The sequence below is a fragment of the Virgibacillus kekensis genome (assembly GCF_042654125.1).
GTDB classification, from domain to species: domain Bacteria; phylum Bacillota; class Bacilli; order Bacillales; family Amphibacillaceae; genus Lentibacillus; species Lentibacillus kekensis.
The window spans coordinates 957,302-983,456 of the sequence record NZ_JBHSFU010000004.1 but is presented as its reverse complement, the minus strand read 5'-3'; the positions used below and the strand labels follow the sequence as shown (position 1 = coordinate 983,456).

General features: G+C 41.7%; 31 protein-coding genes and 1 riboswitch. Of the genes, 20 read left to right on the top strand and 11 right to left on the bottom strand.

Annotated features, from left to right (window positions below; translation table 11 throughout):
• Positions 1 to 34: 34 nt before the first annotated feature.
• From ACFO3D_RS08970 to ACFO3D_RS08960, 3 genes are read left to right on the top strand one after another with little or no spacing between them, the layout of a single operon-like run.
• On the top strand, positions 35 to 439 hold the full coding sequence (locus tag ACFO3D_RS08970; protein WP_390294968.1) for a DoxX family protein: 405 nt from the start codon (positions 35 to 37) through the stop codon (positions 437 to 439).
• Between the two features lie 10 nt (positions 440 to 449).
• Positions 450 to 1,301: a VOC family protein gene (locus ACFO3D_RS08965; protein ID WP_390294966.1), complete on the top strand. Its 852-nt coding sequence runs from the start codon at positions 450 to 452 to the stop codon at positions 1,299 to 1,301.
• Positions 1,302 to 1,316: 15 nt separating this feature from the next.
• Positions 1,317 to 2,375: an LLM class flavin-dependent oxidoreductase gene (locus tag ACFO3D_RS08960; protein ID WP_390294964.1), complete on the top strand. Its 1,059-nt coding sequence runs from the start codon at positions 1,317 to 1,319 to the stop codon at positions 2,373 to 2,375.
• A gap of 201 nt (positions 2,376 to 2,576) precedes the next feature.
• Here the strand turns inward: ACFO3D_RS08960 and ACFO3D_RS08955 are convergent, their stop codons facing one another.
• Entirely contained in the window at positions 2,577 to 3,305 is a 729-nt protein-coding gene (locus ACFO3D_RS08955; protein WP_390294962.1) for an MOSC domain-containing protein, read from the bottom strand.
• A 218-nt stretch (positions 3,306 to 3,523) separates the two neighbouring features.
• A riboswitch (purine riboswitch) is annotated at positions 3,524 to 3,625 on the top strand.
• Positions 3,626 to 3,868: 243 nt separating this feature from the next.
• Here ACFO3D_RS08955 and ACFO3D_RS08950 point away from each other — a divergent pair.
• The 3 genes from ACFO3D_RS08950 (at position 3,869) to ACFO3D_RS08940 (ending at position 5,392) form a co-directional block, all read left to right on the top strand.
• Positions 3,869 to 4,687 (top strand): 5'-methylthioadenosine/S-adenosylhomocysteine nucleosidase, encoded by an 819-nt coding sequence (locus tag ACFO3D_RS08950; RefSeq protein WP_390295505.1) that lies wholly within the window; start codon positions 3,869 to 3,871, stop codon positions 4,685 to 4,687.
• Between the two features lie 113 nt (positions 4,688 to 4,800).
• Positions 4,801 to 4,935: a hypothetical protein gene (locus ACFO3D_RS08945; RefSeq protein ID WP_390294960.1), complete on the top strand. Its 135-nt coding sequence runs from the start codon at positions 4,801 to 4,803 to the stop codon at positions 4,933 to 4,935.
• 106 nt (positions 4,936 to 5,041) lie between these two features.
• On the top strand, positions 5,042 to 5,392 hold the full coding sequence (locus tag ACFO3D_RS08940) for a DUF2200 domain-containing protein (protein ID WP_390294958.1): 351 nt from the start codon (positions 5,042 to 5,044) through the stop codon (positions 5,390 to 5,392).
• Between the two features lie 45 nt (positions 5,393 to 5,437).
• Here ACFO3D_RS08940 and ACFO3D_RS08935 read toward each other — a convergent pair whose 3' ends face one another.
• Positions 5,438 to 5,812, bottom strand: coding sequence for a TIGR02328 family protein (locus ACFO3D_RS08935; protein WP_390294956.1), 375 nt, complete (start codon positions 5,810 to 5,812; stop codon positions 5,438 to 5,440).
• A gap of 510 nt (positions 5,813 to 6,322) precedes the next feature.
• Between ACFO3D_RS08935 and ACFO3D_RS08930 the strand changes: the two genes are divergently transcribed.
• Positions 6,323 to 7,834, top strand: coding sequence for a malate:quinone oxidoreductase (locus tag ACFO3D_RS08930; RefSeq protein WP_390294954.1), 1,512 nt, complete (start codon positions 6,323 to 6,325; stop codon positions 7,832 to 7,834).
• A 169-nt stretch (positions 7,835 to 8,003) separates the two neighbouring features.
• Here the strand turns inward: ACFO3D_RS08930 and ACFO3D_RS08925 are convergent, their stop codons facing one another.
• Positions 8,004 to 8,270, bottom strand: a complete 267-nt coding sequence (locus ACFO3D_RS08925; protein WP_390294952.1) for a hypothetical protein — start codon at positions 8,268 to 8,270, stop codon at positions 8,004 to 8,006.
• Positions 8,271 to 8,363: 93 nt separating this feature from the next.
• On the opposite strand from ACFO3D_RS08925, the gene ACFO3D_RS08920 reads away from it, so the two are divergent.
• The 3 genes from ACFO3D_RS08920 (at position 8,364) to ACFO3D_RS08910 (ending at position 10,870) form a co-directional block, all read left to right on the top strand.
• Positions 8,364 to 8,891, top strand: coding sequence for a GNAT family N-acetyltransferase (locus ACFO3D_RS08920; protein WP_390294950.1), 528 nt, complete (start codon positions 8,364 to 8,366; stop codon positions 8,889 to 8,891).
• A gap of 148 nt (positions 8,892 to 9,039) precedes the next feature.
• On the top strand, positions 9,040 to 10,305 hold the full coding sequence (locus ACFO3D_RS08915; protein WP_390294947.1) for an MFS transporter: 1,266 nt from the start codon (positions 9,040 to 9,042) through the stop codon (positions 10,303 to 10,305).
• Complete coding sequence (locus ACFO3D_RS08910; RefSeq protein WP_390294945.1) at positions 10,259 to 10,870, top strand: TetR/AcrR family transcriptional regulator; 612 nt, start codon at positions 10,259 to 10,261, stop codon at positions 10,868 to 10,870. Before ACFO3D_RS08915 ends, ACFO3D_RS08910 begins: the two co-directional genes overlap by 47 nt.
• Before the next feature lie 193 nt (positions 10,871 to 11,063).
• Here ACFO3D_RS08910 and brnQ read toward each other — a convergent pair whose 3' ends face one another.
• Entirely contained in the window at positions 11,064 to 12,362 is a 1,299-nt protein-coding gene (gene brnQ / locus ACFO3D_RS08905; RefSeq protein ID WP_390294943.1) for a branched-chain amino acid transport system II carrier protein, read from the bottom strand.
• A gap of 325 nt (positions 12,363 to 12,687) precedes the next feature.
• Between brnQ and ACFO3D_RS08900 the strand changes: the two genes are divergently transcribed.
• The 3 genes from ACFO3D_RS08900 (at position 12,688) to ACFO3D_RS08890 (ending at position 14,689) form a co-directional block, all read left to right on the top strand.
• Entirely contained in the window at positions 12,688 to 13,620 is a 933-nt protein-coding gene (locus ACFO3D_RS08900; protein ID WP_390295503.1) for an ATP-binding cassette domain-containing protein, read from the top strand.
• 12 nt (positions 13,621 to 13,632) lie between these two features.
• On the top strand, positions 13,633 to 14,460 hold the full coding sequence (locus ACFO3D_RS08895) for an ABC transporter permease (protein ID WP_390294941.1): 828 nt from the start codon (positions 13,633 to 13,635) through the stop codon (positions 14,458 to 14,460).
• A gap of 79 nt (positions 14,461 to 14,539) precedes the next feature.
• Positions 14,540 to 14,689 carry a lipoprotein gene (locus ACFO3D_RS08890; RefSeq protein ID WP_390294939.1) on the top strand — a complete coding sequence of 50 codons (150 nt, stop codon included), beginning with the start codon at positions 14,540 to 14,542 and terminating at the stop codon, positions 14,687 to 14,689.
• Between the two features lie 103 nt (positions 14,690 to 14,792).
• On the opposite strand, the gene ACFO3D_RS08885 is transcribed toward ACFO3D_RS08890, so the two are convergent.
• Positions 14,793 to 14,948, bottom strand: coding sequence for a hypothetical protein (locus ACFO3D_RS08885; RefSeq protein WP_390294937.1), 156 nt, complete (start codon positions 14,946 to 14,948; stop codon positions 14,793 to 14,795).
• A 376-nt stretch (positions 14,949 to 15,324) separates the two neighbouring features.
• On the opposite strand from ACFO3D_RS08885, the gene ACFO3D_RS08880 reads away from it, so the two are divergent.
• The 4 genes from ACFO3D_RS08880 (at position 15,325) to ACFO3D_RS08865 (ending at position 19,263) form a co-directional block, all read left to right on the top strand.
• Positions 15,325 to 16,089 (top strand): TerC family protein, encoded by a 765-nt coding sequence (locus ACFO3D_RS08880; RefSeq protein ID WP_390294935.1) that lies wholly within the window; start codon positions 15,325 to 15,327, stop codon positions 16,087 to 16,089.
• Positions 16,090 to 16,781: 692 nt separating this feature from the next.
• Positions 16,782 to 17,354, top strand: coding sequence for a flavodoxin family protein (locus ACFO3D_RS08875; protein WP_390294933.1), 573 nt, complete (start codon positions 16,782 to 16,784; stop codon positions 17,352 to 17,354).
• A gap of 17 nt (positions 17,355 to 17,371) precedes the next feature.
• Positions 17,372 to 17,734, top strand: coding sequence for a VOC family protein (locus tag ACFO3D_RS08870; protein ID WP_390294931.1), 363 nt, complete (start codon positions 17,372 to 17,374; stop codon positions 17,732 to 17,734).
• Positions 17,735 to 17,937: 203 nt separating this feature from the next.
• Positions 17,938 to 19,263: a S8 family peptidase gene (locus tag ACFO3D_RS08865; RefSeq protein WP_390294929.1), complete on the top strand. Its 1,326-nt coding sequence runs from the start codon at positions 17,938 to 17,940 to the stop codon at positions 19,261 to 19,263.
• A 41-nt stretch (positions 19,264 to 19,304) separates the two neighbouring features.
• Here the strand turns inward: ACFO3D_RS08865 and ACFO3D_RS08860 are convergent, their stop codons facing one another.
• From ACFO3D_RS08860 to ACFO3D_RS08845, 4 genes are all read right to left on the bottom strand, one after another.
• Positions 19,305 to 20,126 (bottom strand): 5'-methylthioadenosine/adenosylhomocysteine nucleosidase, encoded by an 822-nt coding sequence (locus ACFO3D_RS08860; RefSeq protein ID WP_390294927.1) that lies wholly within the window; start codon positions 20,124 to 20,126, stop codon positions 19,305 to 19,307.
• A 186-nt stretch (positions 20,127 to 20,312) separates the two neighbouring features.
• A complete protein-coding gene (locus ACFO3D_RS08855) occupies positions 20,313 to 21,512 on the bottom strand; it encodes a PLL family lectin (protein ID WP_390294925.1) in 1,200 nt (399 codons plus the stop codon).
• A 287-nt stretch (positions 21,513 to 21,799) separates the two neighbouring features.
• Positions 21,800 to 21,976 carry a hypothetical protein gene (locus ACFO3D_RS08850; RefSeq protein ID WP_390294923.1) on the bottom strand — a complete coding sequence of 59 codons (177 nt, stop codon included), beginning with the start codon at positions 21,974 to 21,976 and terminating at the stop codon, positions 21,800 to 21,802.
• Positions 21,977 to 22,167: 191 nt separating this feature from the next.
• On the bottom strand, positions 22,168 to 22,704 hold the full coding sequence (locus ACFO3D_RS08845) for a helix-turn-helix domain-containing protein (protein ID WP_390295501.1): 537 nt from the start codon (positions 22,702 to 22,704) through the stop codon (positions 22,168 to 22,170).
• A gap of 212 nt (positions 22,705 to 22,916) precedes the next feature.
• On the opposite strand from ACFO3D_RS08845, the gene ACFO3D_RS08840 reads away from it, so the two are divergent.
• Complete coding sequence (locus tag ACFO3D_RS08840) at positions 22,917 to 23,564, top strand: alpha/beta hydrolase (protein ID WP_390294921.1); 648 nt, start codon at positions 22,917 to 22,919, stop codon at positions 23,562 to 23,564.
• Positions 23,565 to 23,582: 18 nt separating this feature from the next.
• Complete coding sequence (locus tag ACFO3D_RS08835; RefSeq protein WP_390294919.1) at positions 23,583 to 24,005, top strand: DoxX family protein; 423 nt, start codon at positions 23,583 to 23,585, stop codon at positions 24,003 to 24,005.
• A gap of 59 nt (positions 24,006 to 24,064) precedes the next feature.
• On the opposite strand, the gene ACFO3D_RS08830 is transcribed toward ACFO3D_RS08835, so the two are convergent.
• Entirely contained in the window at positions 24,065 to 24,850 is a 786-nt protein-coding gene (locus ACFO3D_RS08830) for an SDR family oxidoreductase (protein WP_390294916.1), read from the bottom strand.
• 144 nt (positions 24,851 to 24,994) lie between these two features.
• On the opposite strand from ACFO3D_RS08830, the gene ACFO3D_RS08825 reads away from it, so the two are divergent.
• The gene (locus tag ACFO3D_RS08825) at positions 24,995 to 25,171 is read left to right on the top strand and encodes a hypothetical protein (protein ID WP_390294914.1); all 177 of its coding nucleotides are present in this window, start codon (positions 24,995 to 24,997) and stop codon (positions 25,169 to 25,171) included.
• Positions 25,172 to 25,441: 270 nt separating this feature from the next.
• On the opposite strand, the gene ACFO3D_RS08820 is transcribed toward ACFO3D_RS08825, so the two are convergent.
• Complete coding sequence (locus ACFO3D_RS08820; RefSeq protein ID WP_390294912.1) at positions 25,442 to 26,155, bottom strand: SGNH/GDSL hydrolase family protein; 714 nt, start codon at positions 26,153 to 26,155, stop codon at positions 25,442 to 25,444.

Sequence of the window (26,155 nt, the reverse complement as noted above, 5' to 3'; positions counted from 1 at the left end):
TAAAGTAACTAACTGAGAAAAGGAGAGTAAGAAAATGAATAAACAAGAAATAGGGAAAGTTATTTTAAGAGTAATATTAGGTCTTACATTCTTCATCCATGGGTTTTCAAAATTTCAAGGAGGGATCTCGAATACAGTAGGTTATTTCGACAGTCTTGGGATTCCTGGGTTTCTTGCCTATGCAGTTGCTGCTATAGAGTTAATCGGAGGGATTGCTTTAATTATAGGTGTTGGAACTAAAATCATTGGTGTATTGTTTGCGCTTATTATGGCAGGAGCTATCGTTACGGCTAAGTTACCAGCTGGTTTTATGGGGAATGGTCAAATGGCTGGATATGAACTTGAATTGATATTATTAGCAGCATCCATTTACTTTATATTCGCAAACAAATCCGCATTATCCTTAGAACAAAAGCTATTTAACCCAGCAAACAACTAGGAGGATTAATATGGGGTTTCACAGTAAACCAACGAAATTTGTAGGTCATGTCAATATAAAGGTCGAGAATCTGGAAAGGTCTTTAACATTTTATCAGGAAATACTGGGATTCGATATTCTGGAACAGTCTCCAAATAGCGCAAAACTCACAACTGACGGAAAGACAAGTTTCTTATCATTGGAACAACCTGAAAATGTTATTCCAAAACAAGGACGAACAACTGGATTATATCATTTTGCCATTTTATTGCCGAAAAGGTCTGACTTGGCTAATATAGTAGTTCACTTAACCGAAAAGGGAATCCGTTTCGGGTCATCTGACCATCTTGTCAGTGAAGCTCTGTATTTACATGATCCTGATGGAAATGAAATTGAAATTTATATCGACCGAGATCCGTCTGAATGGACATGGAGTGGGGAAGAAGTCGCCATGGCTGTTGACCCGCTGGATTTTGAAAATTTATTATCGAGTATCAATCCAAGTAACCTGTGGAAGGGCATGCCTAAGGACACGGTCATGGGGCATATTCATTTACATGTTTCTGAACTAACGAAAACGGAAGAATTTTATGTAAAAGGACTTGGGTTCGATGTGGTTAATCGCTTCGGCCGACAAGCATTATTCCTTTCAACAGGGAAGTACCATCATCATATTGGGGTGAACACCTGGAATGGAGTTGGAGCTCCACAACCACCAGAGAATAGTGTTGGAATGGAATCGTTCACACTCATTCTGCCTGATGAAGATGCAATCAAAGAAACGGTTGATAACCTGCAAAAAATTGGAGTGGCAGTAACAGAAGAAGACGGAAGGCTTATTACGTATGATCCGTCAGGTAATCGCGTTGCGCTAGCTGTTTAAGAGGGGGGAATCGTATTGTCTTCTATAAAACAAAATGGAATCGAAGTGGGAATATATACACTTGCAGATATAGGTCCCGACCCTTTTACCGGAAAAACGATAAGTACGAAGCAAAGAATGACTGAAATCATTGAAGCAGCAAAACTGGCAGACGAAGCAGGGCTCGATATATTCGGGGTTGGGGAACATCATCGACTGGATTATGCTGTTTCCTCTCCAGCAGTTGTATTATCGGCCATTGCGCAGGCGACGAAGCGTATTAAATTAACAAGTACCACAAGTGTATTAAGCACCCTTGATCCGGTTCGACTATATGAAGATTTTGCCACATTAGATGTAGTATCTGGGGGACGTGCTGAAATCCTGGCTGGTCGAGGAGCTTTCATTGAATCCTTTCCACTATTTGGATACAGCACAGACGATTATAATGAGCTTTTCAGTGAACACATGGATTTATTATTAAAGCTGAATGAAAATGAGACGGTTTCTTGGAGCGGAAAGTTTCGTCCTTCGTTAAAGAATGCGGAAATCTCCCCTCGCCCTGTACAAAAACAGCTGCCAATTTGGATTGGGGTTGGAGGCACGCCAGAAAGTGCTGCACGTGCGGGAAGACTAGGAGTTGGTATGGCGTTAGCTATATTGGGCGGTGATCCCATGAGATTTAAGCCACTCGTGGACATTTATCGCACGTCAGGTTTGGATGCTGGACACTCATTGGATAAATTAAATGTCGGTGTTACTGGGCATGCCTACCTTGCCAATACGACAGAAGCGGCAAAGGATGAGTTTTATCCTTATTACGCTAACTATTGGCGTTATGTGAATCGTCAGCGTGGGATGGGAACAAGAATATCTAGAGAAGATTTCGAACACATGTCCAGCCCGCAAACAGCGTTGTTTGTGGGGAGTCCAGAAGAAGTTGTTGAAAAGATTTTGCGTCAACACGAACTATATGGGCATACACGTTTCTTGGCTCAAGTTGATATTGGTGGCGTTCCCTTCCAAAAGGTGGAGAGAAGTATCGACTTACTAGCAACCAAAGTTGTACCAATGTTAAACAGAAATCTGTCTTGACAAATTGGCTTTTCTTTAGTGCGAGTGACGAATACTAAAAAAGTTCTTTTCTAATCCATGTTAAAAATCCTCTTCAATTCATTGCGAACTTGAAGGGGATTTTTATTATGACTGAATAAGTTTACTGTAGAGAAGATGACTCTCTCTAGCCCTGACACAAGTGGGGTAAAGGTTGACTGAAGTTAAACTAATGAAAAGAATTCAATCCAAAAGATGCACTTCATCCTCCACATGAATGTCACCGGTTTTAATCACAGAAGCATAAACGCCAAAGTTATTCTTTCTTTCTTTTGCCACTGTTTTATGCAGATCCGGAGACCGTTCCGCATTATCAGGGTTGACCGTAATAATCATGCATCTTTTACAATGCCTAATTAATTCAATTTCCACTTCAGGACCTATTTTTAATCGTTTGCCAAACCACTTTTCCTCTTCGAAAGGATTTTTGTCTTCCAAGGATATAATTAGATTTGGACGAAAACGTCGATGATCAATTTTTGCTTCTCCCCATAATTCTTCAATTTTGTTTAGGGAGGCATCTGTCACCAACTGTATGTTTTCTTCTGCAATTGGCCCTATAGGTACATGGGCCGGGGGATAAGTAATAGTAGATACTTTCCGGTTTGATTTTTGTTCTATTTCGGCCATTAATTCTTTATTGTCCCAATCAAAAACGTTACCTTCTGGTGTAACTATTTCGACTTTCGGATATTCCTCCACTCGCTCTTCCCCTACAAATCTTGCTTTATATCGAACCATCTCCTGAAACTGGGTGATGGATAAAAAATTTCGATTATTCGATTCATCTATAAGAGCATGACTACGATCCCCATATAAGCCATAATCCATTATCTTTGTTTTTTGTACATTCTCTCCACGAAACGACTTAACAGGATGCCGCACAATTTCCTTTATTTGACCAATTAGCACTTAATCACGCTCCTTTAATTAAAATTTCTTCGCCTTAAAGTATTGCAGGATTGATTTAAAGTCTGCCAGCCTGCTTCATTATATACACTTTAACATATTTGCATAATTTTATGATTAGACGCTCGATTAGCAGTAAAATCCGAACAATAATAATGAATAAAAATTTATTGTTAAGTTTTTAATTGATTCTCTCTTGTAAATCTGCTATATTGTCTAGGTAATCATTTATATGAATCACTCGTATATGCTCGGTAATATGGTCTGAGCGTTTCTACCAGGTTCCCGAAAAGAACCGGACTACGAGTTGAAGTGCTCGGTGGAGGCTTTTTTTGTCCCTGCCGTTTAGAGGTTTTTTGCATCAATTAATCTGATGCTTAACAATCCATACTTTGACTTGTACAGGTCCAGAAGGTAGAAATCATTCTACAGCTTCTGGACCTTTTTCTTATGGCCGTATTAGCGGGTGAATCACACAACTAGGAGGAGACAGAATGATCGTCACAAAATCAAAGTTTTATAAGTTCATTTCACTAGCATTTATTACAGTATTATTTTTAGCGGTAATGGCAGGATGCAGCTCTGCTGATAAGTCAGAAGCAGCAGCGGAGGAAGATTCCAAAAGGCCTATATTGGTTGAAGGTCCAATGCCAATCGAAGCAGAAAAGTTTGCTGAAAGGCTTGAGAATGTGGAGAAAGAGACGTCCGGCACGTTTGACTACTATATAGGTACCGTGGATGATTATCCAGTGATTGTTGCGCAAACAGGCAAAGGAATGGAGAATAGTGCAGCTGCGACAGTGGTGGCTATTGAGCGATATAACCCGGTTGCGATCATCAACCAGGGAACTTCCGGTGGACATGATCCATCCCTTAATGTATTTGATATTGTGTTGGGAAAAAAATCAGTTAATATCGGTTCCTTGAAAACAGGCCAGCGAGGTGAAGGGGAAGGTATTGCCCCTAAAGAGTGGATTCCAATGGATCTGATGGCGTCTGAAGGAAGTGCCGGAGAGGATCCAGATGCGGAGAACATCCGGTATTTCAAGGCAGATAAGGATTTACTTGCAGCTGCAAATGCAGTGAAGGATAAACACACAAAAGGCAAGGTTGTTGAAGGAACGATAGGTTCTGCTGATGTCTGGAATAATGAAGTCGATAGAATTAAGTGGTTCCATGAGAAGTTCGGCACTTCCGTAGAAGAGATGGAAACTGCTTCAGCAGCACAGATTGCCAAAGCTTACGATGTACCATTCCTTGGAATTAGAATCCTGTCTAATAATAAAACAAATGGCGGGGAATATAACCCGAACACAGCCGCTGTAAATCAGGAATATGTGTACGAAGTGGTACAAGAATATATCGCTACGTATCTAAGTGAATAATAAGGATCCCAAACATCAGAGTCTTTGTTGACTCCTGATGTTTGGGATTTTAATTTTATGCTATATATCTTCTATAATGGATTTAATGAATATTTTTTCTGGAGGTGAATCGATTGAAACGGTCTAATAAACTATTGTGCGTATCTGTCATAGTAATCATTGCAGGTCTGCTTGATATTAAATATAAAGGATTGTTTTACCGGACGCTCCCTGATTCGGTTAAGTCGGGCCTGGAAGATTTGGTATAGCGGTTAATTCTGATATTCAGTGACCGGGATAACACTTACTCATCAGGTGTTGTCCGTTTTATGTTTCGTGATAAAATAAAGGAAAAACTAAACGAGGATGTGTATCATGACTAAACATCGGATTTATACAATGAGTTTCGCGAGTGTCTATCCACATTATGTTGCGAAGGCGGAGAAAAAAGGACGTACGAAATCAGAAGTCGATGAAATCATCCGCTGGTTGACAGGGTATAGTCAGGAGCAATTAGAAGCGCAATTGGAAAAACAGTCAGACTTTGAGACCTTCTTTGCGGAGGCTCCCCAACTGAATCCTTCACGGGCTTTAATCAAAGGTGTGGTCTGCGGTGTCCGAGTGGAAGACATTGAGGAACCAACCATGCAGGAGATTCGTTATTTGGATAAAATGATTGATGAATTAGCCAAGGGAAAAGCAATGGAGAAGATTTTGCGAAAATAATAATTAAAAACGATGAACACTATTCTGGCATGGCGATCACTTAATCTATAAGCTGATGCCTTTTTCTGCAAGGTTTTGTATGCATTCCTGCAGATACTCCTGATTGTGTTCCGGATAGATCGGATTTTCATCGGTACTGCTTTTTTTAATCAGCTGCTCACTCTTAAAAGGTGGGCAGGCCTTTCCACGGTAAAATGGACCTTCCCACAGGCTGTCATTTTTGTAGCCACGTCGTTTCATTTCTTCTATGACCTTCATGTGATACTGGTACAATTTATATGGGGAGTAGTTGAAAACGTAATTAACCGTACGATGATTTTTCCCCCACCCATTTCCTCTCAAGGCACAACACTCCCTGTGCTGACCGAGCAATTGCTGACGGGGTAATTTTGCAAGTAGTTGTTCATGCCATAAACGCATCGTATTTCCTCCGTTATGTTCATATTAAGGGAACGTAAAACACGAATTAAGCAACCGCAATCATCATAAACCCCATTCGATTTTGTCCCTTTTTGATTTCCGTAATACCCATAACCAGTAACATGGTACTCAATAAAAACATCATATATGGTAAGGTCTCGGAAGTCCCGGTTATTAAGCTATATCCCGCTAAAACCATCCCGATAATGGCATCATATATTACCTTGCCAAGATTAAATTAATCCAGTAAAAATGAGTTCCTTTTATATACAAATATAATACAGCAATTATAACATACCTGATTGGTTGGTTTTACAGGGCGAAAACCCTTGCAGCAAGCCTCTTCGCATTGATTTAATCCTAGATATAGTACATAACGATGTCGTATATAATCGAATTATTCCACTCACTTGTAAAGAATTATGATACACTATAAGGAGGATTATATTGTAATGTGTTTGACTATGTCTGCACACTTTTATAAATTTTTACATTTTAAGGATGGTAAATATGAGCAACTTGCCTAAGTCAACAGATGTTATTTTAATTGGTGCCGGAGTTATGAGCGCGACGCTGGGGTCGCTATTAAAAGAATTGGCACCTGACTTTGAAATTACTGTATTTGAAAAGCTTGATAAAGCAGGGGAAGAAAGCTCCAATGTTTGGAATAATGCCGGTACAGGACATGCCGCACTTTGTGAGTTGAACTACACGAATGAAAAGCCTGACGGTTCCATCGATATGCGGAAGGCTATAAAAGTAAATCAACAGTTCCATGTTTCCAGACAATTTTGGTCTCATTTGGTTAACAACGGACTGATTGAAAACCCGGAGGACTTCATCCGTCCATTGCCGCATATGAGTATGGTGCGTGGTGAGGATAATGTCAACTTCCTTAAGAAGCGTTTTGATGCGATGTCCAACAATCCTCTTTTCAAGGAAATGGAATTCTCCGATGATCCTGAGACACTGAAAGAATGGCTTCCACTGATCATGAAAAACCGTTCATTTGACGAACCGGTGGCGGCAACCAGGATTGATACGGGTACCGATGTTAACTTTGGAGCGCTGACACGCACGCTGATGAATCATCTTGAGCGGGAGAATGTCGAGGTCAACTACCGACACAGCGTGGAAGACCTTAAACGTACAGAAGATGGAAAATGGGAAGTTAAAGTGCATGATATTGAAAACGGTAAACTGGAATATCATACTGCTAAATTCGTCTTTATCGGCGGGGGTGGAGGAAGCATTCATCTGTTGCAGAAATCCGGAATCCCTGAAGGTGAAGCGATTGGTGGCTTCCCGGTAAGCGGACAATTTTTAGTATGCAAGAATGAGGATATAATTTCACAGCACGAGGCTAAAGTTTATGGGAAAGCTCCGGTTGGTGCCCCACCGATGTCGGTGCCGCATTTGGATACCCGTTATATTGATGGAAACAAGTCTTTGCTTTTTGGACCGTTTGCTGGCTTCTCGCCAAAGTTTTTGAAGAACGGCTCACTGATGGATCTGATTACTTCCGTCAAGCCGCATAATGTTTTGACTATGCTCGGAGCAGGCGCTAAACAAATGCCGTTGACCAAGTATCTGATTCAGCAAGTTCTTTTATCAAAAGAACAGCGTATGGAAGCTCTCCGTGACTTTATACCTGATGCCAAGAGCGATGATTGGGATCTTGTTGTAGCTGGACAGCGTGTGCAGGTTATTAAAGATACTGAAGAAGGTGGAAAAGGTACACTTCAATTCGGTACCGAAGTTGTGAGTGCAAAAGATGGCTCCATAGCGGCATTGCTAGGTGCATCTCCAGGTGCATCTACAGCAGTTCACGTCATGCTTGATGTGCTCAAAAGATGTTACCCGGAACAAGTGAAAGAATGGGAACCTAAGATTAAAGAAATGATTCCTTCTTATGGCCTGTCACTTGCTGAGAATCCTGAACTTCTTCAGGAGATTAAGGATAAGACATCTGAGACACTTGGTCTGACTGAAATCGAAAAAGAAGCGGTGCACAGTAGTTAATTTATAAAAGAGATTTATACAAAAGTGGTGGCCTGGAATATAGGTCGCCATTTTTTATTGTATTCGTTATTCTTAATGGAGGAATCGAATCTGGTATTGTTAAATAGTTTACCTTTAATAACCTTGTAAGGGTGAGGATTAAGGGCTTTTTATCATTTTTGAAATCCTATTAATTCCCTTTCTTCTTCTTGATGTCTTCCTCATAGGTTTCGGCTTGTGTTAACAGGTCACTTGAATTATCACTTCCATACTTACCTGCATGTCGGTCGGGGTGCCCTAATATATACGCATATTTTTGCAGTCGAACTTGTCTAAGTATAAGTGAAATGAACAATCCGATTAAAGATATAATAACGCCATTATTGTAATTAACTAGTAATGATATACTCAATAGGAGTAACGATAAAATGCCAAGAGTTACTTGGATAGATTTCACGCTGTATCTCTCCTTTTCTGTTAATTTGTATATTAAATATACGCGTTACTAGTAGATTTGTTTCAAAAAGAATAAGATTGGAGACCTATTACCATGATCTACATAAATACACCTCGTCTAACTTTACGTGATTGGAAATCAGAAGACCTTGCTCCGTTCCGCCACATGAATAACGATCCGGAAGTCATGCGGTATTTCCCTAACACACTGACTTCCCAAGAGACCAACAAATTTTATGAAGTTATTCAACAAGAGATTCATGACCACGGGTACGGTCTCTATGCTGTAGTAACAAATGATACAAATGAATTCATAGGGTTTATCGGCTTTCATCGAGCGACATTCGAAGCTGACTTTAATCCCTGTGTGGAAATCGGGTTTCGTCTGAAAAAGGAAGCGTGGGGGAAGGGTTTCGCGACAGAAGGGGCACGCGCATGCCTGGAATATGGATTCGCGGAACTTGGCTTCAACAAAATCTACAGTTTTACTGCAAAAATAAATGCCCCCTCGCAAAATGTAATGAAGAAAATAGGTCTGCAGTTTGAGAGAGAATTCAATCACCCGAACGTCGATCCAGAAAGCAAACTATACCGCCATGTGTTGTATAAAACGGAACGATAAGGTACTCTTTCCTCTGCTGAAAAGCGGGGGCTTTTACTTTCTAAACAATTTTTTTGATAAAACCCGTTGTAAAACGACATTGGTGTCGGTATAATAAAATAAAAAATTATAACAACATAAGTGTCGCTTTTGAAACGAGGAGACTGGCATGAAAAAGTTAGCGAAGAACAAAGGGTACATGACGTTGATGAGTGCACAGGCTATATCAAGTATCGGTGACTGGTTAAGTATTGTGGCAATCATTACGCTTGTTGGATTGAAGTGGAATGCTTCCCCAATGGAAGTTTCCTTAATAATCCTTTGTCTTGCAGTTCCGATGGCTTTGCTAGGACCGGTGGCCGGAATCGTTGCTGATCGGTTCAGCAGGAAGGCAATCATGATTATTTCGGATGTTGTAAGGGCAGGTCTGATTCTTATTTTAACGATTGCAAGTGAACTTTGGATGGTGTACATCACACTCTTTACAATCGGTTTATTCTCAGCGGTGTTTATACCGGCAAAGAACGGCAAGCTGAAAGAAGTTGTACCGGAAGAGGATATGAAAGGGGCAATGTCCATCACCTCGATGATTGATTCATCGACGAAGGTTCTTGGACCACTTATCAGCGGGGTACTGGTAACGGTATTTAGCGCTCAGCAGGTGTTTTTAATTGACTCAGCAACGTTTGTGGTCTCTGCCGTTCTGCTGCTTTTTTTACCCAATGAAATTAAAATCGAATCCGCGGAAGAAACAGAGGAAAAACAGCAGTCGTTTAAGAAAGAATTCGTTCAAGGACTTTCGTTTATCAAGTCAAGCCGTTTTATGGTTATCGGCTTACTGATGATGGGTATTAGTCTCTTAATTCTTCAGATGTCCGACTCGCAACTGATTGTATTATTGCGGGAATTGACTAGTGCCTCTCCTGATTTGTTCGGGTATCTTGTTACAGGATCAGGGCTTGGCATGTTCTTCGCTGGCTTCTTGCTTGCTAAAAAAACTGACTATCGCGCCTATCCGCTTATGCTGCTCGGCGTTTGTGGAATTGGTCTGAGCTTTGGTATGATGGGAATTTTAACTAATTATGATGTTAGCTATTCAATTATTTGGGGACCGGCACTTGGATTCATCGGCGGATTCTCAGCCAGCCTGATTTTCGTACCGTTCCAGGCGACAGTCCAGGTTGAAACGCCTGTTAACATGACTGGTCGTGTGTTTGGAGTCATTAACAGCGTCATGACAACGGCAACGATTATCGGGCCACTGCTTGGCGGCTGGATGGCAATCGTTATCGGTGTCATTCCTGCCTTTACAATTACGGCTGGATTGCTGATTCTCGTATCATTAATAGGATTCTTTACAAGACAGAAAGTAGAACGGGGGAATGATGATGGCTCCACGGGTGAGCGAGCAACATCTGCAGCAACGACGGACTGATATTCTTGCGGCCGCTTCCAATGTTTTTATGGAACGTGGTTACGAGCATACAACGATGAAACACGTTATGGAAGCAGCTGGTGTCAGCCGGGGAGGTCTCTATCAATATTTTTCCAATAAAGAAGACTTGTTCGAAGCAATTTTGGAAGAAGGCCTGAACGATGAGGCAGCGAACACGGAGAGCTTGCTTACGAATACCGAATCCCACTGGGAACTTCTAATGCAGTTGATATATGGAGAAAATGGAACGCCGGACGCAAAAATGGACCCGCTTGCCTCTAGTAAGCTGGAATTCTTTATCACAGGACGAAATGATGAGCGAAGACGAGCATACGGTGAGAGGCGTTACAAAATAGGTCTCCGTATTTATGCGGATGTCATTAAGGCCGGACAGAAGGCTCGAGAGTTCAGTGACCGCTATGACAGTGAACTGATTGCACGTTCGATCATTACGTTCATTGATGGGCTTGCGCTCGATGACGCAATTCTGCCGGGGGATGTTGTGCAGGTGGAAAATCAGTCAAAACTGCTCATGGATTATTTGAAAATGGCGTTAGACGTATAAAGGTGTTCGATTTGAATGGAAATTAAACATTTACAAAGAAATATCCTGAGGTGACATTTCAGTTGGAGAAGGATGGATCCAGACAAATTGAAGAGAAGAAGGAAAAGCAGAGGAAACCAGTTATAAAACCTGTAGAAGCTTTATACCAAGATAAGAAAATGGGAAAGTTCCTAATTAGGAACCTTCCCATTTTTTACTGGTTTACCGTTTCTTTTCGATCCATTGTATAACCAATTGCTGCGGCCAAAAGCGCCGGCAGAGTCCATGCTAGTCCATTCTCATAAAGGGGAAGGACGGATAGAATAGAGTTTAGTTGGTCAATCTGGATATTAAACGAACTAAGCGCACTGTAAAAGGCAAATACTGTCGCTACGGCAATCGCGTAAATATACATTTTTTTGCTTCCACCAAAGAAGTGCTGGAATAAGGTTAGGACGATAAGCACTATTGCGATTGGGTAAATAAATGTCAGCAATGGTGCAGCCACTGATAAGATTTGATTTAGTCCAAGATTTGTAATAAGCATACCGATAACGATAAACAAGAGAGCATATCCTTTATACGAAATCTTAGGAAAAACCTCATGGAAGAAGGTGCCGCAAGCATTAATCAGTCCTACACAAGTGGTTAAACATGCAAGGGTGACAATGATTCCAAATAATACGCTTCCCCCAAACCCAAACAATTGCTGAGAGGCTAGTACTAAAATTTCAGCTCCGTTTGCAATAGGATCTTCATGCGGCATTACCCTGCCAATCCAGCTGAGTGATATATAAACGGCGGCTAAACCGATGGCTGCTATAAGTCCAGTAAGGATGGTTCCACGCATTAGTTCTTTTTTGTTCGTCGCGCCCTTACTTTTTAAACCATTGATGATTACGATGCCAAATGCAAGGGCGGCAATTGCATCCATGGTAAAGTATCCTTCAAAAAAACCAGTTAGAAAAGGACTGGATTGGAATTTTTCAGCGGGCAAAGCATCTGCATACGTATATGTCAGGAAAGCCTTTACCACCAGTATCGCAAGCACGATGAGTAGCGCCGGTGTAAGAAACTGACCCACATAGTCGATAATCTTCGTCGGATTGACACTTAGCAGGTAGGTTATCCCAAAGAAAATAACTGAGAAAATAAGTAAAGGCAGTTGACCTTCGACATTAAGCACTTGCGAATAACCTAATTCATATGCAACACTTGCCGCGCGTGGGATGGCATAAAACGGGCCAATCGACAAGTACACGACACTGGCAAAAATTAATCCAAAAACCGGGTTAACGCGTTGTGCCATTGATAAAAGCCCATCATTGGATAAGGCACCAGAAATTATAGCTAAAAAAGGCAGGAAAACTGATGTCAGTATAAATCCAGCTATCGCAGGAATAAAGAAATTACCGGATTCCATGCCAATGGATGGTGGAAAGATTAAATTTCCTGCACCGAAGAATAATGAAAAGAGTGTGAAGCCTGAAAATAAGATATATCTTTTCCTCAACGTATATCCTCCTAAATTTATTAGTAAACACAATAGGATGTGAAAGTGTAGTTTTTTTAGTAGTGTGAAATCATGGAAGGATGATAGCATCTTCAAAAGTTTCAAACTATTTTAAGGGCGGTACTCCTTTGCCATTGACTATCATAATCCCCACCGAAGTGGAAAGCAATATGTTATCGTAAAAAACTTTGTACCTAAATTAGGAAAAATGCGAACAAGTGCTATATGGCAAGTTTTCAAAAAAACAGAGTTTCAGAAAAATGTTATGATAATAAAAGATTACGATTTCCATTGATTATGAAGTCGTGTAAAGGAGGTTTGTATGTTGGGTTCAATTATCTCAGTTAAGGATTTAACGAAGACATATAAGAAGACAGAGGCAGTTAAGCAAATCAATTTTGAAGTGGAAGAAGGAGAAATCTTCGGGTTTCTGGGACCAAATGGGGCCGGAAAGAGTACGACGATAAATATGATTTGTACGATGCTGAAACCAACCTCTGGAAGCATTGTAATAAATGGATATGATGTAAAAAAACATAAAGACGCAGTAAGAGGGAGTATCGGCATTATTTTTCAGGAGAATACACTGGATAAAAAACTGACAGCCCATGAGAATCTGATGCTGCATTGTCGGTTTTATAACGTACCTAAGGAGAAACGGGAGGGGCGCATTCAGGAGGTCCTCGAGATTGTTGATTTGGTTGATGAACAGAAGAAGAGGGTTGAGACGTATTCTGGTGGGATGACACGCCGGCTGGAAATTGCTCGTGGCCTGCTCCACTATCCTAAGGTTCTATTTCTCGACGAACCCACAGTGGGGCTCGATCCGCAAACGCGCGCGCATCTTTGGGAATACATATTGAAATTAAAGAAAAAAGAGGGAATAACGATGTTCCTCACAACTCACTACCTGGATGAAGCGGAAATAAGTGACCGTGTAGCGATTATGGACAAGGGCGAGATTATTGCCATCGATTCGCCGGCAGCCCTTAAAGATCAGCTTGGTGGTGACCTGATAGAGTTATCAACAGAAGATAATGAAAAAGCGCTGGCGGAAATCAATGAAAAGGTTGATGGAGCGGAAGTTTCAGTAGAAGGAGATACAATTCACCTGAAGGTAGCGAGCAGTGATGCGTTTATTTCCTCGTTCATTAAAACACTGGAAATTCCGATTACCCGCCTGAATATCCGCAAACCAACGTTGAACGATGTATTCCTGGCGTATACAGGTAGAAAAATAGGCGAAGCAAAGGACTAGGAGGGGTGTTGTATGGAAGGAGTAATTGCGATTTGGCAACGGGACCTGACTAAATTTTTCAGGGATCGTGCTAGACTGTTCGGCTCTTTTACCATGCCGATATTATTTTTGCTTATATTTGGCGGAGGATTAAGCGGAACGATGGATGCGATGATGACCGGGTCCATGCCGGAGGGAGCAGAGAACTTCAATTATGTGGAGTTTGTGTTTCCGGGAATCGTTGCGATGACCTTGTTGATGACATCGATATTTTCGGCGATGTCGGTTATCGAGGATAAGGATTTCGGCTATATGAAAGAAATCCTTGTTTCACCGATTTCAAGGGTTAGCATCGCGGTAGGGAAGATGCTTGGAGCAGCAACGGTTGCTACGATTCAGGGAGTACTGCTTTTTCTGCTGATTCCGTTACTGGGGCTCTCATATGATATTTTTGCGCTCCTTCAGGTGATACCGTTTATGTTCCTGTTAGGATGCGCATTATCTGGCCTTGGGCTTTTATTTGCAAGTCTGATCAGTTCAACGCAGGGATTCCAGTTGACGGTGCAGATACTCGTCATGCCGCTTGTTTTCCTATCAGGAGCCTTGTTTCCGGTTAACAATATGCCTGCGTGGATGGATTTTATCGTTAAAATCAATCCGGTCACATATGGGGTTGATGTAATGAAAAAAATAATGATAGATGTAGAAAGCTTACCGTCAGTAGTCTTGGACGCAATGGGGCTGAATTTAACTGTGCTCGGAAGGCAGGTTACCATTTTTGAGGAAATCCTGTTTATTGTGGTTTTCACCGTCGTCTTGGTATTATTAGCAACTATCAGTTTTAAGCGTGCCAATGCATAGACTGGGACACAGTGCCTGTCCCTCTGTCCCTACATAAAACTTTTAGCGATGGATAAGCTAAGGGGAAGGAGGGTTAAATATGCGAAAATTTTTGGCAATGCTTCTCCTCGCATCTTCAATGTTTACCCTGGCAGCTTGCGGAAATGAAGAACCCCCAGAGGAAGGCGAGCAGCTCGAAGATGTTGAGGAAGAAGATGAAATCGGTGACGGCGAAATTAACGATGAGTAAATGTAATTCATGGGGACAGAGTCACTGTCCTCATTTTTGTGTAAACTATCCTTGCGACCGGTCACAAAAGCAATAAAGAAGGACAAGTAAATTGCCCCTCTATTTAAAACATCGGCAGAATATAGTTGATCAGGAACCACAAAATAATGACCAGAATGACGATATATGCTGTGTATTTTATGAGGGTTGTGGCCACCTGACTGGAATCTGATCGTTTTTCCTTCCGCTCTATTTCTACATTCTCATCTTGCCGGTCCATATATTTCGTCTCCCTTCTGGTTTATATTTTAACGTGTGTATTAGTTAGTTGTATTTTCCCTTACCTCCTTTTTTAAAACCATCTGACTTGGCAATTTTTTTACATGATAGGTTTATATCTGGCTGTGGAAAGGTATTACGTGTAAAGATAATGGACTGAAAAACAATATGTTGTATAATGGACAAACAATGATCGTGTTATAACGCTTTTCTACATAATATTTGTACGCAGGGAGAAAACAGTAAAGGGGAGTAGCTGGACAATTAACGCCGTCATCACGAGGTTTACCTCCGGCTTGATTGGCAACACTTGTTGTTAGCGAGACCTTTATGAATGAGATACAGCAAACATTATAGTACCGAAAGGAGAGGTATAGTTGGAGTCAATCTGGCTGGAATATGGATGGACATTATTAATTCTTATTGGATTGGAAGGTTTATTATCAGCAGATAATGCCTTGGTACTGGCCGTTATAGCTAAACATTTACCTGAGGATCAAAAGAAGAAGGCAATCAATTACGGTATTATCATGGCATTTGTTTTCCGGTTCATCGCACTGTTTGCCATTTCATTTATCGCGAACGTTTGGCAGGTACAAGCCATTGGTGCAGCCTATCTTCTTTATCTGGGACTGAAGCATGTTATTGAGGCCCGGTTTGGTAAAAAGAATGAAAAAATAGAGGAAAATATTGAAGAAGAGTCCGCGGGCAAAGGCTTCTGGCCGACTGTAGGAAAGATAGCACTGGCGGATTTAGCGTTTGCAATTGACTCGATTCTTGCGGCTGTTGCGCTGGCCCTTGGACTTCCGGATTCCCCGTTTGGCGATTTTGGCGGGATGGATGCAGCAAAGTTCACAGTCGTTGTCATTGGGGGTATCGCTGGGCTAATTCTGATCAAATATGCTGCAACGTGGTTTGTTAAGCTGCTTGAAAAACGTCCGGCTCTCGAAACAACTGCATATGCGATAGTTGCGTGGGTTGGTGTAAAGCTTGCGGTAATCACCCTTGCGCACGACGACATTGGTGTTCTGCCCCATGACTTCCCGCACAGTACAGGATGGACAATTATATTCTATGGCGTACTTGTGGCGATTGCACTGTTAGGTTGGTTTTCACCGAAAAACAAAACGAAGGAAGAGTAAGGGAAGGTTCAATACTAAAACTTTGCTTTCACAGACGGAACGAATTAGTAAAGGAATCTTAGAATATTACCCTTCTGTAAGTGGATCTCATTTCAGAGTTGATATAAAATTCGACATATCATCGAAGCTCCGCTCCGGCAGAACACTTCGCTTTCACCGCTCCGGGTGCAAGTACGACATCTGCTCATGATTTCGCAGTGTCTCCTTTGCCGTGGGCACGGCCTCAGCCTCCTCAGAAGCAAAAAACGCTTCTTGCGGGGTCTTCGCCTCGTGCTGTTCCCACTGGAGTCTTCGTATTCTGCCTCCGCTAATAGGCGTTTGTTAATAGGATTTAAAGAACAATCTAAATTAAATAATAATCGACCTCAATCCAGCGACGGAAATACATGGAGACTCCAGCGGGAAAAGCAACAGCTGAAAATCCCGCAGGAAGTGGTCTTCTTCCGAGGAAGTTGAAGCGTTGCCCGCGGAAAGCGGAATGTATTTCTGGAGCGAAGCTACGAGTTGTTTCGCAGTTTATATCTTATACGAAACATAAAAACCGAACTACCTGATAGTTCGGTTTTTATATGACCTATAGACTTTTGTCCCGGTCTCTTTTTTAAAAGTTTTCATTATTGAACAAAATGATGAATAGTGATAACAATTAAGATATACATAAACCAATTTTAAAAACAGGGGGAGAATGTTTAATGAGCATTGCAGTTATTTACGGTAGTACCCGGGCAGACAGTAATACGGAATTACTGACGGAACAGGCCATTCAAGGACTTGATGTAGAACGAATTATTCTTCGTAACTATGCCATTCAGCCAATTGAGGATGGGCGGCATGCTCCAGAGGGGTTTAAAGATGTGAAAGACGACCATAAAGCCCTTTTCTCAAAAATGGTGGAGTCGGATATTATTATTTTTTCCACGCCCATATACTGGTATGGAATGTCGGGAACAATGAAAAACTTCGTTGATCGCTGGTCTCATACGATGCGTGATCCGGAGTTTGCTGATTTCAAGGAACGTATGGCTCAAAAACAGGCATTTCTGATAACAGCTGGTGGGGACGACCCTTACCTAAAAGGTCTCCCGCTGGTTCAGCAATTTAAATACATCTGTGATTTTGTTAACCTGCCTTTTGGAGGATATGTGTTAGGGAAAGCAAACAAGCCTGGAGAGATAAAGCAGGATAAAAAAGCAATGGTTTCAGCTGAGCAGCTTAATGAGCAATTGAAGGTAATTACGCAAAAAACGCGGAATAAAAAATCTTGATTCAGAGGAGGAAGCGCATGATCACAAACATAGCAACTGTAGCAATATACGTGAATGATCAACAGCGGGCAAAAAAATTCTGGACGGAGAAAGCGGAGTTTGATGTGTATGCGGAGCATCAGATGGGCCCGGATGCATTCTGGCTTGAGGTTGGACCAAAAGATGCAAAAAGCAGACTGGTAATTTATCCAAAGGAAATGATGCGAGGGTCAGAAAACATGAGGGCGTCCATCGTATTTGAATGCGACAATGTAATGGAAACTTACGAACACATGAAAACAAATGGAGTGGAATTCAAGGACGCACCACAGGAGATGCCCTGGGGGACTTTCACCCACTTCTACGATGAAGATGGCAATGAATTTCTATTAAAAGGCTAATTTATAGCAGACAGTTTCGATTTGAGACTGTCTGTTTTATTTTGTCTCTTTTTAAGTACAGGACTCCATGTTAATTTATTTAATCTCTGTAGACGATGCTCCACTGTGCGATAGCTTGTTTTTCTAACACCTGGACTGCCACCGTGCCTGCTTTTCCAATCCCTTCATAACCTGTCTTACAAGCGGGGAAAGGAGGGGGAATTTTGTTTGGATATTCATTGGTTCAGGTGGTTCGGGCAAATGCTGCGAGAGTCGACCGGCCTGCACGGGAGGAAATTTTAAACCTTTACAAACCATTTAAATGGACGCCGTGTATTTTTCACAAGGTTATTGAAGGGACAATCAAACGAACAAGAAAGCTGTCCGTGATCATTGAATTTGAGAAGGACCATTACGAAACAGGATGCCATGAAATAAATGGTATGCTGAAAAAGCATACGCGATGCAAGGCAAAGGATTACTTTCCACGGGTAGCCTGCTGCAGTGCAGACATCACACCCGCCGCTCTGGAATCAATTCTTTCAGACTGTAAACATGTCAGAAAGATATTTTTAAATAGAGAAGTTAAGGCACTTCTCGATGTTGCGGTCCCATCCGTGAATGCAAAGAACGTAGTAAGAGAGGGTCTGGAACTTACAGGAAAAGGGGTAAATATAGCGGTGATTGATACAGGAGTCCACCCGCACCGGGATCTTGCCGGCAGAATTGCTGGATTTGTGGATTTCATTAATAATCGAGCCGAGCCATACGATGATAATGGCCATGGTACCCATTGTGCAGGTGATGCAGCCGGGGACGGTACAGCTTCTTCGTTCAAGTATGTGGGGCCTGCTCCGGAAGCAAATATATTCGGAATTAAGGTTCTTGATAAAGTCGGGTCCGGATCGCTTGAAACCGTCATGCAGGGTGTTGAATGGTGCATCCAGTATAACGAGGATTACCCGTCTAATAAGATTGATGTTATTAGCTTGTCTTTGGGAAGCACTGCCCAGCCTTATGCAGATGAGAATGCCGATCCCATGGTTCAAACCGTCGAAGCCGCCTGGGCATCAGGCATCACGGTATGCGTTGCTGCCGGGAATGAAGGACCAGAAAGCAGGACAATTGCTAGCCCCGGGCACAGTGATCAGGTCATTACAGTAGGTGCCCTCGATGACAGTGACACACTAGAACTCCAGAATGACGATGAAGTAGCTAGTTTTTCCAGCAGAGGTCCAACAGCTTATGGAGAAATAAAGCCAGATATCTTGGCCCCTGGAGTGAATATTATTTCCTTGAGGTCTCCTGGTTCGTATTTGGACAAAATACAGAAGGCAAATCGTGTGGATAGCGATTATTTTATGCTATCTGGGACTTCTATGGCAACCCCAATCTGTGCTGGTGTTGTAGCGTTAGTAATTCAGAGTAACCCTGAATTGCAACCGCAGGAAATAAAAGAATTACTGAAAAAGGGAGCAGAGCTCTGGGATGACCGTGACCCTAATATTTATGGATCCGGCTATCTAAATGCCGAAAGGACTATCCAATAAATTAAAAAGTCACTTCTCCATGGGAAGTGACTTCTTTATTGTTACTCCATATTTTTTAACATACCCTCTATTATAGATGAGGAATTTTCCACTGCCGTCTGTTTAAAGTCTTCCCATTTGACTACTGCTTCTTCACCAGCATCGTCGGAAGCAGAGCGGATTACGATATAAGGCACGTCGTTTAAGTGTGCCACCTGTCCGACTGCAGCACCTTCCATTTCGACTACATAGCCATTAAATGTGTTGTAAATCCATTCTTTCTTTTTCTCATCGGCGATAAATTGGTCACCTGTAGCAATTCTGCCCTTAAAAACAGTTACATTCTCAGGTAGCGTTTCAGCTGCTTTTTCTGCAAGTGATATAAGTTCTTTATCTGCTTTAAAATAGCCTATTTCAAGCCGCGGAATAATACCAGGTTCAAAGCCTTTTGCCGTTTCATCCATGTCATGCTGTACAGTATCTGTGGAAATCACAATGTCTCCAAGCTTTACATCCGGATGGATTGCTCCAGATATCCCCGAGTTGATGAGCTTGTCCGCATCGAAGTGACTGACTAATAGCTGCGCAGCCATTGCTGCATTTACTTTACCGATGCCAGATTGTACAAGGACAATATTCTGGCCCTCTAATTTTCCCTTATAAAATGTCATACCAGCAATATCTTCGGAATTCTTTACTTCCATATGTGAATGGAGAATTTCAATTTCTTCTTTCATAGGTCCGATAATTCCAATAACGGTTTCATCTTTCTCTTTGGCTGCAACTTCCTTTTCATTCGTTTCGGCTTGTGGTGAGCATGCCATCAGGATTCCGGTTATTAATCCGAATAAAAGCAGCACTTTAATGTGTTTTGTAATGTTCATGGTTAATCGCTCCTAGTTGTTAGTTTTGTGCTGTGTTTGCTGTGAATTACTCAATTCACGAACTATATTGATAAATAATTATTTAATGTTCGATTTTTATTCTACTACACAATCCAAAAAAGGTAAAGGTAACTTTAAAAATGGGTAAAAAAGAACCACTTCATTAACGAAGTGGTCCTGAAATTTTCACTGTCCAGTATACGAATGAATAAGATTCTGATTCTGTCCCCGGGCGAATACGTCAATCCGGTTAGGACCCCACGAGACTGCAGCTGGAGCGGAAGTTAATGTACCGCCAAGATCCTCCCAATCTTCCCACCTGGAACCGTTCCATGTTCGTTTGTAGAGACGATTACCGGTTCCTCGGACAAATACATCTAGCTGATTTGGCCGGCGTGATGAGACAGCTGGAGCACTCGTTAACGTTCCGCCAAGGCTTTCCCAGTTACTCCATGTGGAACCATTCCACCATTTATGAATCAGGTCGTTATTTTGGCCTCGCGCAAATACGTCAATTCGGTTAGGGCCCCATGAGACGGCGGCAGGTTCAGAGGCTAATGTTCCACCAAGATCTTCCCAATTCTCCCACCTGGTTCCATTCCATGTTCTTTTATAAAGCCTGTTGCCAGTCCCCCTGACAAATACATCAAGCTGGTTGGACCGGCGTGATGACACAGCTGGTCCGCTCGTTAACGTACCGCCAAGACTTTCCCATTCGGACCAGCTTCTACCATCCCACCATTTGTGGTATAGACTTTGGTCGGTTCCACGCACAAATACATCTATACGGTTTTGTCCCCAAGAGACGGCTGCCGGTGCAGAGGTTAATACTCCGCCAAGTGTTTCCCATTGACTCCAGTTGCTTCCGTCCCACCACTTATGGTACAGCGCCTGATCCGTTCCACGTGCAAACACATCAAGACGATTTTGTTGCCATGAGGCAACGGCAGGAGCGGAGGTCAATGTACCGCCCAAATCTTCCCAGCGAGACCATCCCTGTCCGTAATCATCTGGTCTCAATGCATTTAATGTAATTTCAATGACGCGAGTTAGCACACGATCAATCAGGTTTTGTGGCACATTATTTTGCAAAAGAAGGAAATTTATCCATGGCATTTGCTGGCGAAACCGGTTATATATCTGGCTTGCTGTCAAGTTAGTGTTTGCCTGAAGTGTAAAGTAAATGACAAAATAAAAAATATAACCTACCGTCTGTCTTGGCATTCCCGCCCGCTGGATTTGGCTATAAAGATTCGAATGCTGCGAACGAAGAATCTGTAAAATCTCCTGTGCAGTTGGCTGTTGACGGATATCCCAAGTAATATTTTGATTATAATCCTCCATTGGATAGTACTGTGGTACATCGTAATAAGGGTACCTGAACATATAAATACCTCCACTTTTTAATCAGCATATGCCCCCAGTAATTAAATGGGAAGATAAATCTTAGTTTAATAATTGGACACAAATGGGGTGTTGGAAATGCATGATTAAGAGAAGGATTATGAATTAATATGCGTAATAAGTAAGAACCATTACTTGATTGAGGCGGGCTATAAGGGTAAAAGATTTGGGGAAGCCTGTTAACATTAATAGTTAAGTCATATGGACACGTTTAAATACACCAGTAACGCTCCGTATTGTATCTGAGAGTTACTGGTGTATTTAATCAGTTAAAATAACGACATAATTAACATTGAAATAATCGGACCGAGGATTACAAAGCCTAATAATAGTGCAACTATTGCCATGGGAGCCGAAATTCCCTTTGGTTTATTATCAATTTGGTCAAGTTTATGATTTATTTTCCTGAGTTCATTCAAGATCTCCTGATTTGTTGGTTCAGACATTAATATTCCTCCTTCAAGTTGTTCTCTTTTTCAGGACAAAAAATAAATTTAGAAAGCAACCTTTTTCGAGGCTAATTTGTTCTTTAATTCTTTTTTTAGCTCCTCTGTGTTATCAGCAGTTAAACGGACCATCATTAATGGTCCGTCAGATATTATTTAACCAAAATCTGGCTTCCTAAAATGGTTTTTTATTAGATATCCGTAAATTCCGTATCCGAGTATACTGATATTAATACTACAGCTTTTCCCTCACCAATATTTTTAACAAAATGGGGGACGCTTGCATTCCAGCTGAAGGAGTCGCCTTTCTTCACAACCGTGGAGTCCTCTCCCTGTTCAGCAAGAAGTTCTCCCTCTAGGACTAAATGACATTCCTCACCCTCGTGAGCATTGGTTTCTCCCATTGAGGTGCCAGGAGGGAATTCCACCTGCATCATTCTCAGTCCACCCTTGGAAGTTAAATGTTGGATCTTCAGATTATTGAATGAGGAATATGCGCGTTCATCTTTTCGCACTACCCGCATTTGCTGTTTCTTTTCCAGCAGCAAGTAGGTCAATGGTACATTTAAATATCTGGATAATGTTTGCAGGGTGTTGATGGATGGGGAGGTATTATTATTTTCCACATTACTGATGAATCCTTTTGAGAGTCCTGTCGCTTCACTCATTTTTGCTATAGTTATTTTTTTTCTGTTTCTAATAGTACGGATTTTAGAACCGATTTCCAACATATTCACCTCATGTATATCTTTATAAACAACTTAATTCTATATTAGCAAAAAATAAGTTGACATTCTATAGTGTTTGTTGTTATCTTATAGATAATAAATATTCATAATGAAAAACAATTAGTTTGAGTGAGCTTTTATTTTTTTATCTTTATGTTTTCAAATATGAATATATTATTCTTAATTGAAACTATAGGGAGGGGGATCGAGTTATGAACTCACCAATGGAATATGTGCTTCGTAAGCCAGCGGAAGAAGAGTCACAGAAAACTTATCCAGTAATCTTTGCAATGCATGGTATGGGGAGTAACGAACAGGATATGCTTTCACTGCTGAGTGGCTTGGAAGACCACTTTTATATATTCAGTATCCGCGGTCCGTTACAACAACCTCCCGGGTTTGCCTTTTTTACGATAGAGGGTTTTGGGAAGCCGCACAGAGATACGTTTGACACAGTAATCGGTAAATTAACAGATTTTATCGACTATGCAGTGGATGAATATCCAATTGATAGATCTCGCGTATATTTGCTTGGATTTAGCCAGGGAGCTATTTTGGCTAAGTCGATTGGCCTGAAACTAGGCGAAAAAATTCGTGGAATTGCTGCGCTCAGTGGTTATATACCTGAATTTGTAAAGGATGAGAACAGCTCCGCATCAGTAAAACAGACATCTTTGTTTATTTCACATGGCCAGATGGATCCGGTGTTGCCATTTGAATGGGGCCTGGCTAGTAACAAATATTTCTCTAATTTAGGGGCCCAGGTAACTTTTAAAGAATACCAGGTTGCTCACGGGGTCTCGGAACAAAATTATCATGATGTTAGGGAATGGCTTCTTGATTCTATTGAAAAAAATTAATTATTGGAGGTATTAGGAATGAATAAATATGAAGTAAGTACGTTAATTCTACGCGTGGTACTGGGAATCAGCTTTTTTGTCCATGGATTGGACAAGTTCCAGGGAGGAGTTGCCAATACAGCCATGTGGTTTGATAGTATTGGTATCCCTGGTTTTCTGGCCTATGTTGTAGCATCTCTTGAACTCGTTGGTGGCATACTGTTGGTAGTAGGTCTGGGTACGCGTGTTGTTGCCGGACTGCTTTCCATTATAATGGTTGGTGCTATACTAAAAGTCAAATTGACAATCGGTTTCCTGGGTAATGGACAAATGGCAGGATATGAACTGGATTTGGCATTCCTTGCTATGGCGGTATTCCTGGCAATTAACGGAAGCAAAGCACTGTCATTGGATAATGTGATTTTCAACAAAGAAGATAGAGATATTCATAAAGTGGCTTAGATAGAAATAAAAGCAATAGCAGATGGCTTCTTCGGCCAAAGCTATTGCTTTTCTTGTTTCTAGATTTCTTTTTCCCAGAATTCTTTTTCCTGATCTTTCATTTGTTTTTCAGTTTCTTCGGGATAAACGGTCCGGAACTTATGTGAGTCCTTTGGAATAATCTCAATCATCTTATCAATCATATCCTGTGGATCAAACTGGTTGTTCATCCCTTTTTCCTGTTCTTTCATATCCTCAGCAGGTGTAAAGTGAACATCCTCATCGAACCATTTCCATTTGGCCTCGACTGCCCGGTCATTAAACCCTGTTTCAAATGGACCGGGATTAATGGTTGCGACTTTTACACCGTGCTGGTGAAGCTCTTTCTGCATTGTTTTAGCTATAGCTTCTATCGCATGCTTTGAAGCAGCATATAATCCGCTGTACGGTGTAGCCATAAGACCTGCCATCGATGACATGAAAATGATTTTTCCATTTCCTTTTTCCACAAGTTTGCGTGCAGCTATTTGTGCTGTCTCCAACGTGCTGAAAACATTTACTTCAAAAATCTGGCGGAAAACAGACATAGGCACCTCGCCAAGTGGACCGCCTTCATTAATTGCGGCATTCGCTACAAATATATCAAAGTCGTACTCCAGCATATTTAACTGGTCGTCTAGATTGGTAATATCCATCTTGAAAATCTCCAGATCAACGCCAGCTTCGTCCGCAGCCTCCATCAATGCTGTTTCCTGTGCGTGTATCTCCACGGGTGCAATGACGCGGTGCCCCTGTTTTGCAAGGCCAATTGCTGTGCCTTTTCCAAGCCCGGAACCAGCTCCGGTTATCAAAATTGTTTTACCCAATTTTAACGCCTCCTTCATGATAAATCCACAAACCTTTATTCCCGGGGCAGAATAGGGGTAAACAAGTGAGTAGAGAGTGAAAATTTATGAAAATGACAAGATGGTTATCTATAGTTGAATTTTTTAATCCGAGGAGGTCCACTTATGGATGAAGAGAAGCAGAAAAGACATCTATATATGGTGATAGGGGATATTGGTCTCCTATTTTTAGGATTGGCTGTATTAAGGTTAATAGTTATTTTGGATGACGTGATAGGACAGTGGCTAGTGTTCTTAGGAATATGGTGTGTGCTTCTGTATCAAAGGTACTTGGTGAAATGAGCTCAGATCTCCAAAAAAGAAAATGCTGTCAGAACAGTTATTTATGTAGTAGTGTTCGGAGTCGAGATTCTCATGTTTTTCTTTTAAGGATGGATGGCAATAGAAAATCGAGCGAGAAGACCTCATAGTCGAGCGAGTGTACCCTGAAGTCGAGCGAGCAGTCCTCAAACTCGAGCCAGTGCACCCTAAACTCGAGCGAGCATATACAAAACGCAAGCTGAAATGAAAAAAATCAGACCCGGACAGAGCAGCCCGAGCCTCATTCTTGCCTTATTCTGTCAGCCCTAATGCTTCGAGCCCTATTGCTGAGAGTATCTCTTGTCCTTCCTCTGTGGGGTGGATATCGTTACCTAAGATAAATATGGCTTGGTTATCCCCGAAAGCCGTGTAGGCATCGGCGTGCATCACGGTTGGTACAGTAGCAAAGATTTTTCCATTGATTAACGGAAGAATAGTATCACCAAGATTATGGAGGTCGGTCCCCGCAGGAAATGGATTATAGACATTGTATACAACAACCTTTGCGTCCGACAGCTGATTTACTTCTTTAACTATGTTGCTGATGTTTTCGAATGTTTTCCTTTTCCCGATTTCTTCCATCAAGCCACCACCATTCGGACTGCCTGCTGCCGCTAATGCATCCAACAAATCATTACTTCCGATCGTCAAGGATACATAATCTGCATGGTGCAATGCCTGACGGTACTTCTCATCATTTTTTACAGCCTCCAATAGCTGACCGGTTGTCCATCCCGGCACTCCAAGGTTTCGGACGCGGAGATCACCTTCTTTTCCAATCAGATACGGGAAGGCGACTCTTGCAGTTGCATTGTTGTTACTATTGCTAAGATTGTACCCAAATGGAATCGAATCCCCGAGTGCCACGAAGGATTTTTTACCGTTATCCTCTTTGGCGGATACCCCGGTGGTAAACAGCAAACTCATTACGATAGTTAGCACAGCCAACTTAAAAATTTTCCTCAT

Excerpts from the sequence above, each read along its gene's own strand:
- ACFO3D_RS08940 (WP_390294958.1), top strand. The coding sequence starts at position 5,042 with ATGACTAAACATCGGATTTATACAATGAGTTTCGCGAGTGTCTATCCA.
- ACFO3D_RS08935 (WP_390294956.1), bottom strand. The coding sequence starts at position 5,812 with ATGCGTTTATGGCATGAACAACTACTTGCAAAATTACCCCGTCAGCAA.
- ACFO3D_RS08910 (WP_390294945.1), top strand. The coding sequence starts at position 10,259 with ATGGCTCCACGGGTGAGCGAGCAACATCTGCAGCAACGACGGACTGAT.
- ACFO3D_RS08950 (WP_390295505.1), top strand. The coding sequence starts at position 3,869 with ATGGCAGGATGCAGCTCTGCTGATAAGTCAGAAGCAGCAGCGGAGGAA.
- ACFO3D_RS08885 (WP_390294937.1), bottom strand. The coding sequence starts at position 14,948 with ATGGACCGGCAAGATGAGAATGTAGAAATAGAGCGGAAGGAAAAACGA.
- ACFO3D_RS08855 (WP_390294925.1), bottom strand. The coding sequence starts at position 21,512 with ATGTTCAGGTACCCTTATTACGATGTACCACAGTACTATCCAATGGAG.
- ACFO3D_RS08920 (WP_390294950.1), top strand. The coding sequence starts at position 8,364 with ATGATCTACATAAATACACCTCGTCTAACTTTACGTGATTGGAAATCA.
- ACFO3D_RS08970 (WP_390294968.1), top strand. The coding sequence starts at position 35 with ATGAATAAACAAGAAATAGGGAAAGTTATTTTAAGAGTAATATTAGGT.
- ACFO3D_RS08915 (WP_390294947.1), top strand. The coding sequence starts at position 9,040 with ATGAAAAAGTTAGCGAAGAACAAAGGGTACATGACGTTGATGAGTGCA.
- ACFO3D_RS08930 (WP_390294954.1), top strand. The coding sequence starts at position 6,323 with ATGAGCAACTTGCCTAAGTCAACAGATGTTATTTTAATTGGTGCCGGA.
- ACFO3D_RS08860 (WP_390294927.1), bottom strand. The coding sequence starts at position 20,126 with ATGAACATTACAAAACACATTAAAGTGCTGCTTTTATTCGGATTAATA.
- ACFO3D_RS08820 (WP_390294912.1), bottom strand. The coding sequence starts at position 26,155 with ATGAGGAAAATTTTTAAGTTGGCTGTGCTAACTATCGTAATGAGTTTG.
- ACFO3D_RS08875 (WP_390294933.1), top strand. The coding sequence starts at position 16,782 with ATGAGCATTGCAGTTATTTACGGTAGTACCCGGGCAGACAGTAATACG.
- ACFO3D_RS08840 (WP_390294921.1), top strand. The coding sequence starts at position 22,917 with ATGAACTCACCAATGGAATATGTGCTTCGTAAGCCAGCGGAAGAAGAG.
- ACFO3D_RS08870 (WP_390294931.1), top strand. The coding sequence starts at position 17,372 with ATGATCACAAACATAGCAACTGTAGCAATATACGTGAATGATCAACAG.
- ACFO3D_RS08850 (WP_390294923.1), bottom strand. The coding sequence starts at position 21,976 with ATGTCTGAACCAACAAATCAGGAGATCTTGAATGAACTCAGGAAAATA.
- ACFO3D_RS08825 (WP_390294914.1), top strand. The coding sequence starts at position 24,995 with ATGGATGAAGAGAAGCAGAAAAGACATCTATATATGGTGATAGGGGAT.
- ACFO3D_RS08890 (WP_390294939.1), top strand. The coding sequence starts at position 14,540 with ATGCGAAAATTTTTGGCAATGCTTCTCCTCGCATCTTCAATGTTTACC.
- ACFO3D_RS08835 (WP_390294919.1), top strand. The coding sequence starts at position 23,583 with ATGAATAAATATGAAGTAAGTACGTTAATTCTACGCGTGGTACTGGGA.
- ACFO3D_RS08895 (WP_390294941.1), top strand. The coding sequence starts at position 13,633 with ATGGAAGGAGTAATTGCGATTTGGCAACGGGACCTGACTAAATTTTTC.
- ACFO3D_RS08965 (WP_390294966.1), top strand. The coding sequence starts at position 450 with ATGGGGTTTCACAGTAAACCAACGAAATTTGTAGGTCATGTCAATATA.